At 13.1% G+C, this 12,600-nt stretch carries 15 protein-coding genes and 2 tRNA genes; 7 read left to right on the top strand and 10 right to left on the bottom strand.

The window, feature by feature from the left end; genetic code table 11:
- Positions 1 to 1,590, top strand: a complete 1,590-nt coding sequence (groL, locus tag A353_RS00300; protein WP_014887213.1) for a chaperonin GroEL — start codon at positions 1 to 3, stop codon at positions 1,588 to 1,590.
- Here the strand turns inward: groL and A353_RS00295 are convergent.
- The 8 genes from A353_RS00295 to A353_RS00260 form a co-directional block, all read right to left on the bottom strand.
- On the bottom strand, positions 1,587 to 2,723 hold the full coding sequence (locus A353_RS00295; RefSeq protein ID WP_014887212.1) for a S1 RNA-binding domain-containing protein: 1,137 nt from the start codon (positions 2,721 to 2,723) through the stop codon (positions 1,587 to 1,589). The two genes, groL and A353_RS00295, sit on opposite strands and share 4 nt — an antisense overlap.
- A complete protein-coding gene (locus tag A353_RS00290) occupies positions 2,710 to 3,924 on the bottom strand; it encodes a 3-phosphoshikimate 1-carboxyvinyltransferase (protein ID WP_014887211.1) in 1,215 nt (404 codons plus the stop codon). The genes A353_RS00295 and A353_RS00290 overlap by 14 nt, the downstream gene beginning before the upstream one ends.
- Complete coding sequence (locus tag A353_RS00285) at positions 3,921 to 4,664, bottom strand: prephenate dehydratase domain-containing protein (protein WP_014887210.1); 744 nt, start codon at positions 4,662 to 4,664, stop codon at positions 3,921 to 3,923. Before A353_RS00285 ends, A353_RS00290 begins: the two co-directional genes overlap by 4 nt.
- Positions 4,657 to 5,217 (bottom strand): class I SAM-dependent methyltransferase, encoded by a 561-nt coding sequence (locus tag A353_RS00280; protein WP_014887209.1) that lies wholly within the window; start codon positions 5,215 to 5,217, stop codon positions 4,657 to 4,659. The genes A353_RS00285 and A353_RS00280 overlap by 8 nt, the downstream gene beginning before the upstream one ends.
- Before the next feature lie 141 nt (positions 5,218 to 5,358).
- Positions 5,359 to 5,739: an uS9 family ribosomal protein gene (gene rpsI, locus A353_RS00275; protein ID WP_014887208.1), complete on the bottom strand. Its 381-nt coding sequence runs from the start codon at positions 5,737 to 5,739 to the stop codon at positions 5,359 to 5,361.
- Positions 5,736 to 6,023 (bottom strand): uL13 family ribosomal protein, encoded by a 288-nt coding sequence (locus tag A353_RS00270; protein ID WP_014887207.1) that lies wholly within the window; start codon positions 6,021 to 6,023, stop codon positions 5,736 to 5,738. Before A353_RS00270 ends, rpsI begins: the two co-directional genes overlap by 4 nt.
- The gene (gene hisD / locus A353_RS00265; protein WP_014887206.1) at positions 6,020 to 7,252 is read right to left on the bottom strand and encodes a histidinol dehydrogenase; all 1,233 of its coding nucleotides are present in this window, start codon (positions 7,250 to 7,252) and stop codon (positions 6,020 to 6,022) included. The genes A353_RS00270 and hisD overlap by 4 nt, the downstream gene beginning before the upstream one ends.
- Positions 7,236 to 7,775, bottom strand: a complete 540-nt coding sequence (locus tag A353_RS00260; RefSeq protein ID WP_123912606.1) for a hypothetical protein — start codon at positions 7,773 to 7,775, stop codon at positions 7,236 to 7,238. The genes hisD and A353_RS00260 overlap by 17 nt, the downstream gene beginning before the upstream one ends.
- Between A353_RS00260 and A353_RS00255 the strand changes: the two genes are divergently transcribed.
- The 3 genes from A353_RS00255 to A353_RS00245 are packed head-to-tail and all read left to right on the top strand — an operon-like array spanning position 7,765 to position 10,328.
- Positions 7,765 to 7,968 carry a hypothetical protein gene (locus A353_RS00255; protein ID WP_014887204.1) on the top strand — a complete coding sequence of 68 codons (204 nt, stop codon included), beginning with the start codon at positions 7,765 to 7,767 and terminating at the stop codon, positions 7,966 to 7,968. The genes A353_RS00260 and A353_RS00255 overlap by 11 nt on opposite strands.
- Positions 7,952 to 9,301: an amidase family protein gene (locus A353_RS00250; RefSeq protein WP_014887203.1), complete on the top strand. Its 1,350-nt coding sequence runs from the start codon at positions 7,952 to 7,954 to the stop codon at positions 9,299 to 9,301. The genes A353_RS00255 and A353_RS00250 overlap by 17 nt, the downstream gene beginning before the upstream one ends.
- Entirely contained in the window at positions 9,294 to 10,328 is a 1,035-nt protein-coding gene (locus A353_RS00245; protein WP_211118348.1) for a glutamyl-tRNA(Gln) amidotransferase subunit B, read from the top strand. The genes A353_RS00250 and A353_RS00245 overlap by 8 nt, the downstream gene beginning before the upstream one ends.
- Here the strand turns inward: A353_RS00245 and A353_RS00240 are convergent.
- Positions 10,318 to 11,010, bottom strand: a complete 693-nt coding sequence (locus A353_RS00240; protein WP_014887201.1) for a peptide chain release factor-like protein — start codon at positions 11,008 to 11,010, stop codon at positions 10,318 to 10,320. The genes A353_RS00245 and A353_RS00240 overlap by 11 nt on opposite strands.
- On the opposite strand from A353_RS00240, the gene A353_RS00235 reads away from it, so the two are divergent.
- From A353_RS00235 to A353_RS00225, 3 genes are all read left to right on the top strand, one after another.
- Positions 11,011 to 11,934, top strand: coding sequence for a ribose-phosphate diphosphokinase (locus A353_RS00235; RefSeq protein ID WP_014887200.1), 924 nt, complete (start codon positions 11,011 to 11,013; stop codon positions 11,932 to 11,934).
- The gene (locus A353_RS00230) at positions 11,924 to 12,361 is read left to right on the top strand and encodes a hypothetical protein (protein WP_014887199.1); all 438 of its coding nucleotides are present in this window, start codon (positions 11,924 to 11,926) and stop codon (positions 12,359 to 12,361) included. Before A353_RS00235 ends, A353_RS00230 begins: the two co-directional genes overlap by 11 nt.
- A 35-nt stretch (positions 12,362 to 12,396) precedes the next feature.
- Positions 12,397 to 12,469 (top strand) — tRNA-Met (locus A353_RS00225).
- Here the strand turns inward: A353_RS00225 and A353_RS00220 are convergent.
- A tRNA-Asn gene (locus A353_RS00220) sits at positions 12,470 to 12,542 on the bottom strand.
- Positions 12,543 to 12,600: the final 58 nt, after the last annotated feature.

Raw genomic sequence — 12,600 nt, 5'->3', positions numbered from 1 at the left:
ATGGGTTTTAAAAAAATAAAATTTGGAGATGAAGCAAGAAAAAATTTAGCAAATGGTGTTAATTTATTAGCAAATGCTGTTAAAACAACTTTAGGTCCTAAAGGGAGAAATGTTATTTTAGATAAAAATTTTAGTTCTCCGTTAGTTACTAAAGATGGAGTTTCGGTAGCAAAAGAGATTGAATTAAAAGATAAATTTGAAAATATGGGAGCACAAATGGTAAAAGAGGTTGCCTCTAAAACTTCTGATATTGCTGGAGATGGAACTACTACTGCTACAGTATTAGCTCAATCAATTGTTAATGAAGGTATTAAAGCTGTAATATCAGGTATGAACCCTATGGATTTAAAAAGAGGTATTGATAAAGCAATTTATCATTCAGTATTAGAATTAAAAAAAATTTCTATTCCTTGTATTGATACATTATCAATTTCTCAAGTAGGTACTATTTCTGCTAATGGAGAAAAAATAATTGGAAAAATAATTTCAGATGCTATGAATAGAGTAGGAAAAAATGGAGTTATAACTGTAGATGAAGGAAAAGGAATAGAAGATGAATTAGAAGTTGTTGAAGGTATGCAATTTGATAGAGGATATATCTCTCCTTATTTTATAAATAATCAAGAAAATATGTCATCTAATTTAGAAAATTGTTATGTTTTAATTACAGATAAAAAAATAAATAGTATTAGAGAAATTATTTCTATTTTAGAATTAATATCAAAAAAAAATAAATCTTTATTTATAATCGCTGAAGATATTGAAGGTGAAGCTTTAGCAACATTAGTAATAAATAATATTAGAGGAATATTAAAAATAAATGCTGTTAAAGCACCTGGTTTTGGAGATAGAAGAAAAGATATTTTAACAGATATTGCTATATTAACTGGATCTACTTTAATTTCTGATGAAATTGGTATTTCATTAGAAAAAATAAAAATTGAAGATTTAGGAATTGCAAAAAAAATATCTTCTAATAAAGATAATACTATTATAGTTGGTGGAAATGGAGATGAAAATAAAATTAAAGAAAGAATAAAAAATATTCAGAAACAAATTAAAGAATCTAATTCTGATTATGATAAAGAAAAATTACAAGAAAGAATGGCTAAATTATCAGGAGGTGTTGCAGTAATCAGAGTTGGTGCAGCAACAGAAATAGAAATGAAAGAAAAAAAAGCTAGAATAGAAGATGCTTTACATTCAACTAGAGCCGCAGTTGAAGAAGGTGTTGTTATTGGTGGTGGAGTTGCATTAATAAGAATTTTAGAAAAATTAAAAAATTTAAAAGGTGAAAATAATGATCAAAATTATGGTATATATATAGCATTAAAATCTTTAGAAACACCTTTAAAACAAATTGTAAAAAATTCTGGTGAAGAACCATCTATTGTTTTACACAATATAAAATCTTCATCAAAAAATTTTGGATACAACGCATCTAATGGTGTTTATGGAGATATGTTTAAAATGGGAATAATTGATCCAGTAAAAGTTACTAGAAGTGCATTACAATCTGCTGGTTCTATAGGAGGTTTACTAATCACAACTGAAGCAATGATTGCTGATTATGAAGAACAAAAAAATTAATATTTTCTTATAAATAAATAAATTTTATTTTTATAATTAATAATATTTTTTATATTTAATAAAAGAAATTTTTTTTTTATTTTTAAAAAAAAATTGTTATTTTTTAAGTAATAATTATTTTTTACAAAAATGAGTTTATTAAACTCATTATTTATATTATTGTATAAAAATAACTTATAAAAAAAAATTTCACTTATTTTAATTATACTTAATTTTTTTTTATAAATTATATTAATTTTTTTATATTTTAACAAATATAAATTTAAAGTTTTATATTTTATAATTAATTTTATATAATTTAAATTTTTTTTAATTATTTTATAATATAAACTTAAAAAATTATAATTTTCATAATTTTTTATAAAATATGCTTTAATTTTATCATTTTTTTTAAAATTTATATTATTTTTTAATATATATTTTTTACTAATATTATTATAACATAAAATTTTTTTATTTAATATTTTATTTATAATACATATAATAAATTTTTTAACAATATTTTTTTCAAAATTTTTTTTATAAATTTTTTTTAAATTTAATGAAACTTTTTTTAATTTTTTGTCAAATTTAATTATTTTTATTAAAATTAAATTTTTTATAAAAAAATAATTATATATTTTTTTTAAATTAGGAATATCTGTAATATGTAATAAACCATCAGCTTGACCAATATCAATAAAAATCCCATAATTAATAACATTTTTTATAATTCCTAAATATTTTTTATTAATTTTTATTTTATTTATTTTTTTTTTTTTTTTAAAATTAAATTTTCTAGTTGACAAAAATTTATCTTCAATATCAATTTTTTTAAATAAAATTTCAAATAATAATATTTTTTTTGGAAAAATATTTTTTTTTGTGTCTATTAAATTATTTGGTATAAAATATAAATAATATTTATCTACATAATAACCGAATTTTATTTTTTTAAATAAATAACTAAAAAAAAATTTATTTTTAATATTATTTTTTTTAACAACTTTATTTACAATATTTTTAAAATTATTATTATTATTATTATTATTATTATTATTAATTTTTTCTATTAAAACAGTTTTAATAAAATTCGTTATTATAAATTCATTAAAATATATTAATATATTATTTTTAAAATTATTTATAAACATAAAAACTATTTTTTTTATTATTAAATATAAAAATAAAATTTGGAAAAGATGATAAAATATTTTCTAAATTTGAAATTTTTAATTCTTTTTTACAAATATAAAAACTCATAAATAATCTATGATCATTTTTAGAAAAAATAAAATTATTATGAAAAATTCCTCCTTTTAAAATTAAATAATTTTTTTTAATTATAATTTTTATACCTAATAATAATAAATTATTATACATATTAATAAATCTATTTGATTCTTTATATTTTAATTCTTCTAAACCATAAATTTTTGTAATTTTTTTATAATTTATTAAGAATATTAATAATAAAGGTATTTCATCTATCATTCTAGAAATTATATTTGAAAATATTACATTATTTTTTAATTTTAATTTTAATAAAATAATTTTAACATTATGTTCATTATTTATTATTATTTTTTTAAAAAAATATATTTTTATACCACATTTTATTAAAAAATCAAAATATCCAATTCTAAATTTATTAAAATTAAAATTTAAAATTAAAATTTTTTTATTTATTATTAAATAATTAATTATAAATGATATTGAAGAAAAATCATTTGGAATAAAAATATTATTTTTATTTTTAATATTTATTATTTTTCTTTCTGTATGATCTCTAGTATTTTTTTTTTCTTTAATATATATTTTTATAAAAGAATTAATAGAATTTAATATTAAACATGATTTAATTTGCGAACTTATATTTATTAAATTATATTTTAAACCAAAATTATTTTTTTTAAATATAATAATAGGAGTAAAAAAATTTTTTTTACATTGTATAATATAACCAATTAAACATAAAGGTTTAATTACTCTATACATTGTTCTTTTATTTAAAGATTTATCTCCTATAATAAAACTATTATTTAATATTAATGATAAACTTAATCTAATTGTAGTACCAGAATTACCAATAAAATTTATTTTATTAATTATATTTTTTTTTTTTAAAAAGTTAATTACTAAATAATTGTTAATAGGTCCATAAATATTTACTGATAAATTTTTACATAAATTTATAGTAAAAATTACATCATTAGATTCTAATAAATTAAAAATTTCTATAATTTTTTTATTAATTAAAGAATATAAAATAGATCTATGAGACATAGATTTATCCCCTATATTTATTTTTTTTTTTTTTTTTAAAAAAAAATTTTTTTTAAAATATGATTTCATAATATATTGTAAAAACCTACAATTTTAATTTTTTTATATTTTAAATATTTCATAATAAATAATAAATATCTTAAACTAATTATAAAAATTTCATAAAAAAAAATTTTTTTATTATAATAAAAATTTAATATTTTATTTAAATGAAAAAAATTATTTAAAAAAAAACTTAATATTTTTTTTTTTTTATTAATATAATTATTTATTATGAATTTAGTTTTATTAATTAAATTATCTTTTAAAATAATTTTTTTAATACTTAATAAAAAAATTTTTTTTGAAGTAAAATTTGCAATATTGTATCCTTTATTAATAATTGAATTAGAATTAATAAAATTTATTTTTATTTTATTTAAAAAAAAAAAAATACTTTTTTTAATTTGTTTATAAGATTGTTTATGTAAATAAAAAAAATTATATTTTTTATATAAATATATATTATGTTTTATATTAATGATAATTACATTATTAATAAAAATATTTTTGTTTAATAATAAATTTATTGTATCTCTTACAATTCCACCATTATTATTTTCATAAGGTAATAAATTTTTTTTATTTAAATATAATAAATTTATATTTTTTATTGATAAAAAATTATATTTTTTATTTATTTTTGTAAAAAAAAGACTAAAACTATAATTTCCAATTGGTCCTAAAATTAAAAAATTTTTTTTTTTTAAATTATTTATTTTTTTAAATAAAGTAAAAATTATTTTTTTTTTTTTTTTTATATTAAACATATACTATTATCATTTTAGAATTTTTAAAACTATTATTTAAACTAATTTCAAAAAAATTTAATTTAATTATTTTTATTTTAAATTTATTTATTATTTTTATAAATAAAAAAAATTTTTTTAAATTATAATTATCAAAAATATTTATTATAAAAAAAAAATTTTTTTTAAAAAAATAAATTAATTTATTAAAGATAAATAAAAAATTTTTATTAATTAAAAATTTTTTTTCTTTATAATAATTAATTTTTAATTTATAAAAAAAATTTTTAATTTCACAACTATTAAATCCTTGATCATAAATTAATACATTTATATTAAAAATATTAAATCTTTTTAAAATAAAAAAAATTTTTTTTATTTTTATATTAAATATAAAAAAATTTTTTTTATATTTATTTCTAGATAAATATATAGAAAATAAGTTTTTATCTATAGCAATTAATTTAAAAAAATTTTTTGATAATATATAACCTCCTAATCCAAATGTTAAATCTAAAAAAAACATTTTTTTATTTAATTTATTTGGTAAAAAAGTAATATGTTTATTAATCATAAGAAAAATTTTGTTTTTAAATCTTAGCTACCTACCTTTTTTTAGTATTTTTAATTTACATTTTTTTTTAAAAAAAAATTTTTTTTATTTTTTTAAACTTTTCTTAATTATGTTATACATAAAAAAAAAAAAAAAAAAAAATTATCTTTTTGAATATTGTTCTTTTTTTCTAGATTTTTTATATCCATATTTTTTTCTTTCAACAATTCTATCATCGATAGAATAAAAATTTAATTTTCTAAAAAAGTATTTATAGTTATAATTAAACAATAAAATACATTTACATATAGATATTCTTATACTAAAAATTTGAGACATTTTTCCACCTCCTTTTGTTATTATATAAAAATTTTTATTATAAAAATTAGATAATATTAAAGGTAATAAAATAAAATTTTTATTAAAAATATTTCCAAAATATGATTTTAAATTTTTTTTATTAATAAAAATTTTACCATTTCCATTTATCATTATAACTTTTGTTTTATTAGTTTTTTTTTTTGAATATGATATATATTTCATTGTAAAAAAAATATTTTTTTCATTATTTTTTTTCTAATTTTATTTTTGGGTAACATTCTATATATACTTTTTTTTAAGAAAAAAATTTTTTTTTTAAAAGATAATTTTAAATTACCTATATATCCTGAATGACTTTTATAAAAATATTTTTTAATTAAAATTTCATTTATATTAATAAAAAAAATATTTATTGTTTTTTTTAAAAAATAAAAATTTATTAAAATTTTAACAATTACAGAACTAATTCTACCAATTATTTTATTTTTACAATTAATTATAATCATATTCTTATTAAAGATGAATAAAAATGAGAAAAAAATTTTTCAATTTTTGAAAAATATGAAGTAATTTTTTTAGAATAATTATTATTAATTGTTTTAATTATATTAATTTTTTTACAAAAATCATTAATATTTAATGAAGAAGAAAATTTAGAATTTTTGTTAGTAGGTATAATATGACTAGGTCCAATCATATAATCTCCATATGATTCACTAGTTTTATAATTTATAAAAATAGTTCCACAATTAATTATTTTATCAATAAAATAATTATATTTTTTTAAACATAACATTAAATGTTCTGGAGAAAAAAAATTTATTAATTCTAAAGAATTTATAAAATTTTTATATAATAAAAAACTATTATTTAAAGATTTAATTATTATTAATTTATTGTTTTGAAATTTTAATAATTTATATATTATAAAATATAATAAATTAATATAATTTTTATTGTTTGAAATTAAAAAACATTTTGAAAAAACATCATGTTCTAATTGAGAAAAAAAATCTAACGCTATTATATTTGGGTTAATTTTTCCATCACAAATTATCATTAATTCAGAAGGTCCTGCTAACATATCTATTCCTACATTACCAAATAATTCTTTTTTTGCTAATGTAATATAATAATTAGCAGGACCAGTTATTTTATTTATTTTATTTATATTTTTAGTTCCAAATACTACACAACTAAGAGAATGAACTCCTCCAGATAATAATATATTATTTATATTATTAATATAAGCAACTGAAATTAATAAATTTGAAATTTTAGCATTTTTTATAGGGGTTAACATTAAAGTAAATTTTGGTTTAAAAATTAAAGATGGTATACAATTCATATAAATTGATGAAGGATAAATTGTGTTACCTCCAGGTACATAAACACATATTTTTTCTATAAATACAATTTTTTGACCATAAATTATATCAATTTTATTATTTATTTGCCAAGAATTATTTAAATTATGAAAATGATATCTTTTTAATCTAATATAAATTTCTTTTATAATTTTTTTTTTATAATTACTTATTTTAAAATAACATTTTTTAATATTATAATTATTTAAAAAAATTTCTTTTACATTTTTTAAAAAAATTCCATCAATATTTTTTATATAAAATAATAATGCATTTTCACCATAATTTTTTATATCTTTTATAATATTTTTAACTTTATTTTTTATATTTATGTATTTTTTAATATAAAAATTATTTATTTTTAACATTTTTAATATATTTAATTATATTTTTTTTTAAATTATTATATATAATAAAAAAAATTATTTTTTTTATAAATTTTTTAGGAAATAATTTATTTTTTTTTAAAGTTATATTAGTTTCACTAATATCTATTATACCTATATTTTTAATTTTTAAAAAAAATTCTAATGAACTGTTAAATTTTATTATATTTATATTTAAATTATAATAATTACAAATATTAAAATATTTTGTTAATAAAAAAAAATTATTATTAATATATAAATAACTTTTTAGAAAAAATAATTTATTTTTTTTTATTTTTTTTTTAAATATTAAATCAGAACCAATAAATGAAATATTTATAATTTTATATTGATTAATTTTTTTAATATCTTTGTTTTTAATTATTATTAAAAAAATATTTTTTCTATTAGTTTTTAATATTATTTTTCTAAAAATATTGTTTATTAATTTTATATTTAAATTACTTAAAAAAAATAAAGAATTAAAAAAATTTCTACCTTTTGGAATTGAAATGAAAATCATTAAAAAATATATTTTTATAAAAAAAATAAATAATAATTCTAAAATCATAAATTATAATATCTTTTTTTATAAATTTATAAAAAAATTTTTTTTAATAAAATATGACACTAAAGAATTTATATTTAATATAAATAAAATAAAAAAAATATTTAAAAAAAATAAAAAAATTAATAAAAATGAATTATTTATGTAAAATAGGTATCAAAAAAATTTATATTTTATTAAAAAATAAAATAATTTCAAATTATGAACTTGTTAAAAATTGTTTAAATAATCTTTATAAACTAAAAAATAAAAATAATTTTAATATAGAAATTTTTTTTAAGGAATCATTAAATTTTGCAAAAAAAAATGATAAAGAAAATAAAATAAATATTCCAATTTCTATAAAAAATATTTTTAGTATAAAAAATAAATTTTTAACTTGTAATTCTAATTTATTAAAAAAATATAAATCTAAATATGATTCATATATTATAAAAAAAATAAAAAAAAATAATTTTAATATTTTATCAATAGATAATTGCGATGAATTTTGTGTTGGTGGAAATGGTTTAAATAATTGTTTAAATTATAATATATATAATAAAAAATTTATTTCTGGAGGATCATCATCAGGTTCTTCTACAAATATATCATTTGGAGGAAATTTAATTTCAATAGGAAGCGATACTGGAGGATCTATTAGAACACCTAGTTCTTATTTAAATATAATTGGTTTTAAACCAACTAATGGATCAATTTCTAGATATGGAATGGTTTCATATTCTTCATATTTAGATAATTGTTCTATTATTTCAAATAATGTAGAAGATTGTATATTTTTATTTAAATTATTAAAAAATAAAAATATAGATTTGTATTCTAATATAAATTATTTTAAAATAAATAAAAAAAAAAAAATAATATCAATAATTGATTATAAAGAATTTTATATAGAAAATGAATATATTGATATTTTTAATAATATAATATTTAATTTTGAAAAATTAAATTTTAATTTAAATAAAATAAATTTAAATTTAAAATCTTTTTTAAATATATATGATTCAATTTCTTCAAAAGAATTTTATTCGAATTCTTCTAAATTTGATGGAATTAAATTTGGTTTTAAAAAAAAAATATATAAAAATATAAATGATTTTATTAAATTAAATAGAATTTTTTCTAATAAAACAAAATTAAAAATTTTAAAAGGTTATAATTATTTACAAAATAATAATTTTAAAATAAATGAAATAAAAGAAATGAAAAAAATATTTGAAAAAATTTTTTTAAACTCAGATTTTTTAATTTTACCAACAAATATAAAACATTTTAAAATAAAAGATAATAAATTTAATGATTTAATAGATGTATTTACAACATTTTCAAATATTTTAGGTTATCCATCTATAAATATTAGATCAAAATTAAAAAATCATTTACCAATTGGTTTTCAAATTATATCTAATAAAAATTTTGATAATGATTTATTAAATATTGCTTTTTTATATGAAAATATATTATACAAAAATTATGTTTAAAAAGTATTATAAATTATTTATTGGATGTGAGATTCATATTAAATGCAATATTAATAAATTATTTACAAATAATAATTTAAATATATATGATTTTGCTTTACCAGGGTTATTACCTAAATTTAATAATAAAATTTTTAAGTTTATTTTTTTAATAAATTTTTTATTTAATGGTAATTTTTATTATTTATCATTAATAGAAAGAAAGTTATATTTTTATTATGATTTACCAAAAAATTATCAAATAACTCAAAATAATTTTCAAAATATTTTTAATTTAATTATTAAAAATAAATGTAATAAAAAAATAATTTTTAAAAAAATTCATTTTGAAGAAGATGCTGCTTCTTTAAAAAAAAATCAAAAATTAATAATAAATTATAAAAGAAGTGGAAATTCTTTATTAGAATTTGTTACAGAACCATTATTTAATGATATTAATTGTTTAATATTATTTATAAAATATTTAAAAAAAATAATTTATAATAATAAAATTTCAAATTTAAATATGCATTTAAATGAAATGAGAATAGATTTAAATCTTTCTATATTTAATTTAATAAATTTTAAAAAAACTAAAAAAATAGAAATAAAAAATTTAAATTCTTTTGATAATATAAAAAAATCTATAAGTTATGATTTTTATAGACAAATTTTATTTTTAGAAAAAAATTATTTTTTATTTCAACAAACTAGAAGTTATAATGAAAAATATACTTTTAAAATTAGAAAAAAATGTTCTAAAAATTATAATTATCATATTGATTATGATTTTGGTTATTTAATTAATTTTGATTATGAATTTTTTTTAAATAAAAATATTAAAAAAAAAATTTTATTTTTTTTTCCAAAAAAAAAATATTTTTTTTTAAAAAAAAAAAATAAATATTTTTTAAAAAATAAATATTATTTTTTTTTTTTTTTTTTTTTTAATATATATAAAAAAATAAAAAAATATAAAATTTTTATTTTATATAAAAATATCAAATTTTTTTTTAAAATTAAAAATTTTTTTTCAATTAATTTTTAAAAATTATATCTAAATCTCCATCAATAATTTTATTCAATTGAAAATAATTTTTATTATTTATATGATTTATTATTTTATTATTTGGAAAATTATAAGTTCTAATTTTTTTTGATCTTTCTGATTTAAAAATTGTATTTTTTCTATTTAAATTTAATTCTAAATTATTTTTATCTTTAATATAATTATTTATTCTAAAAATTAAAATTTTAATTGCTTTAGATTTATTTAAAAATTGTGATCTTTCATCACTACATTCTACAAAAATTTTTGTAGGTAAATGAGTTATTTTAACTGCAGAATTAGTTGTATTAACATGTTGACCTCCAGATCCACTTGATTTACAAGTTTCAATTTTTAAATCATTATTATTAATAATAAAATTTTTATTATTTGTATTTTTTATTATAAATATACTACATGTAGAAGTATGAATCCTTCCTTGATTTTCATTTTTAGGAACTCTTTGTACTCTATGAATACCTGATTCGTTAAAAATAAAATTATCATAAAAATTTTTTTCTATTTCAATAATAATTTCTTTTTCTAAATTTAATAATAATTTATAATTTATTTTTTTTTTTTGAAAAAATTTTAAATACATTTTTTTTAAATCTTGCAAAAAAAAAATTGCTTCATCTCCTCCTATCCCTTGTCTTATTTCTAGTATATATTTATTATTCATATGTATATATTTAAACCTAATATTGTTTATGGTAATCAGAATTTAAATTTTTTAAAAAATTTATTAAAAATTTTTAATATAAAAAAAAATTTTTTAAAAATTGAAAAATTTAAAAATGATGAATTTAATATTTTTTTTTTAAAAAAATTTACAAATAAAAATATTTTTATAATTCAAAATTTATCTTTTCCTATTCATGATAATATAATTAAATTATTATTAATTATTGATTTTTTAAAAAAAAATTTAATTAAAAGTTTGTATTTAATTATTCCTTATTTTTCTTATTCAAGACAAGATAAAAAATTTTCTGAAAATTCACCAATTTCTATAAAATTAATATCAAATATTTTAGATTATTTTAAAATTAAAAAAATAATAACATTAGATTCTCATTCAAATAATTTTGAATGTTATTTTAATACTTCTTTAAAAATATTAAAATCAACTTCTTTAATTGTTAATGATATTGTTAAAAATAACATTTTAGTTGATGTTATCATATCTCCAGATATAGGTGGTGTTATTAGAGCAAAAAATTTAGCAAATTATTTAAATTTAGAATTAGTTATAGTAGACAAAAGAAGACCAATAATTAATTATATTAAAATATTTTGTTTAATAGGAAATATAAAGAAAAAAAATTGTTTAATAGTAGATGATATAATAGATACATCTAATTCAATTATAGAAATTTCTAATTTTTTATTTTATAATAAAATTAATGAATTAATTGTTTATGTAACACACCCTGTATTTTCTAATAATTCTTTTTATAAAATTTTAAATTCAAATATTAAACAATTAATAATTACTGATTCTATTAATTTTAATTACAATTTTAAAAAAATTAGAATAATTACTACTAAATATATTTTTATAGAAGAAATAAAAAAATTAATTTTAGAAGAAAATGAAATTTAAATTTAAAATAAAATTATATAAAAATATAAAAAAAAATAAAAAAACTTTATTGGGTGATTTAATTTTAAATAATAATATTATTAACATTTATATTATCAAAAAAAATTTTTTAAAAAAAATATTTAAAAATAATTTTATTATTATATATTTTTTAAAAAAAAAATATTTTACTTATATAAAACATGTTAAATATAAATTTATTAATAATGAAATAGAATATTTTATTTTAGAAGAAATAAAAAATTGTTTTTTTATTAAATATGAAAATTGTAAAAAAAAAATTAACGATAAAATTAAATTTATAAATAAAGGAAAATTTCCTAGAAAAATAATTTTAAATTCTATTTATAAAAAAAAGATTTTAAAAGATATTGATTTTAATTTAAAATTATTTTTAATTAAAAAAATAAAATTATTTTTTAATTAATTTGACTTTTTATAAAAACATAAATATATATATTTGGTTATATAGCTTAGTTGGTAGAGCAAATCATTCATGATGATTAGGTCTCCTGTTCGAATCAGGATATAACTACTCCTTAGACAGGATTCGAACCTGTGACCAAATGATTAACAGTCATTTGCTCTACCAGCTGAGCTACCAAGGAAAAATTCCTTTTAAGGAATTATTTTTTTATTTTTATTTTTATTATAAAAATAATAATA

This window comes from Candidatus Carsonella ruddii HC isolate Thao2000, assembly GCF_000287275.1.
Note: the sequence above shows the minus strand (reverse complement) of the source record. Positions and strands in the feature narration are given on the sequence as shown.

What these genes read in the sequence shown, in the direction of transcription:
- A353_RS00260 (WP_123912606.1), bottom strand. Translation starts at nt 7,775, where the DNA reads ATGATTTTCATTTCAATTCCAAAAGGTAGAAATTTTTTTAATTCTTTA.
- rpsI (WP_014887208.1), bottom strand. Translation starts at nt 5,739, where the DNA reads ATGAAATATATATCATATTCAAAAAAAAAAACTAATAAAACAAAAGTT.
- A353_RS00230 (WP_014887199.1), top strand. Translation starts at nt 11,924, where the DNA reads ATGAAATTTAAATTTAAAATAAAATTATATAAAAATATAAAAAAAAAT.
- groL (WP_014887213.1), top strand. Translation starts at nt 1, where the DNA reads ATGGGTTTTAAAAAAATAAAATTTGGAGATGAAGCAAGAAAAAATTTA.
- A353_RS00255 (WP_014887204.1), top strand. Translation starts at nt 7,765, where the DNA reads ATGAAAATCATTAAAAAATATATTTTTATAAAAAAAATAAATAATAAT.
- A353_RS00295 (WP_014887212.1), bottom strand. Translation starts at nt 2,723, where the DNA reads ATGTTTATAAATAATTTTAAAAATAATATATTAATATATTTTAATGAA.
- A353_RS00270 (WP_014887207.1), bottom strand. Translation starts at nt 6,023, where the DNA reads ATGATTATAATTAATTGTAAAAATAAAATAATTGGTAGAATTAGTTCT.
- A353_RS00290 (WP_014887211.1), bottom strand. Translation starts at nt 3,924, where the DNA reads ATGAAATCATATTTTAAAAAAAATTTTTTTTTAAAAAAAAAAAAAAAA.
- A353_RS00280 (WP_014887209.1), bottom strand. Translation starts at nt 5,217, where the DNA reads ATGATTAATAAACATATTACTTTTTTACCAAATAAATTAAATAAAAAA.
- A353_RS00235 (WP_014887200.1), top strand. Translation starts at nt 11,011, where the DNA reads ATGTATATATTTAAACCTAATATTGTTTATGGTAATCAGAATTTAAAT.
- A353_RS00240 (WP_014887201.1), bottom strand. Translation starts at nt 11,010, where the DNA reads ATGAATAATAAATATATACTAGAAATAAGACAAGGGATAGGAGGAGAT.
- A353_RS00245 (WP_211118348.1), top strand. Translation starts at nt 9,294, where the DNA reads ATGTTTAAAAAGTATTATAAATTATTTATTGGATGTGAGATTCATATT.
- A353_RS00250 (WP_014887203.1), top strand. Translation starts at nt 7,952, where the DNA reads ATGAATTATTTATGTAAAATAGGTATCAAAAAAATTTATATTTTATTA.
- A353_RS00285 (WP_014887210.1), bottom strand. Translation starts at nt 4,664, where the DNA reads ATGTTTAATATAAAAAAAAAAAAAAAAATAATTTTTACTTTATTTAAA.
- hisD (WP_014887206.1), bottom strand. Translation starts at nt 7,252, where the DNA reads ATGTTAAAAATAAATAATTTTTATATTAAAAAATACATAAATATAAAA.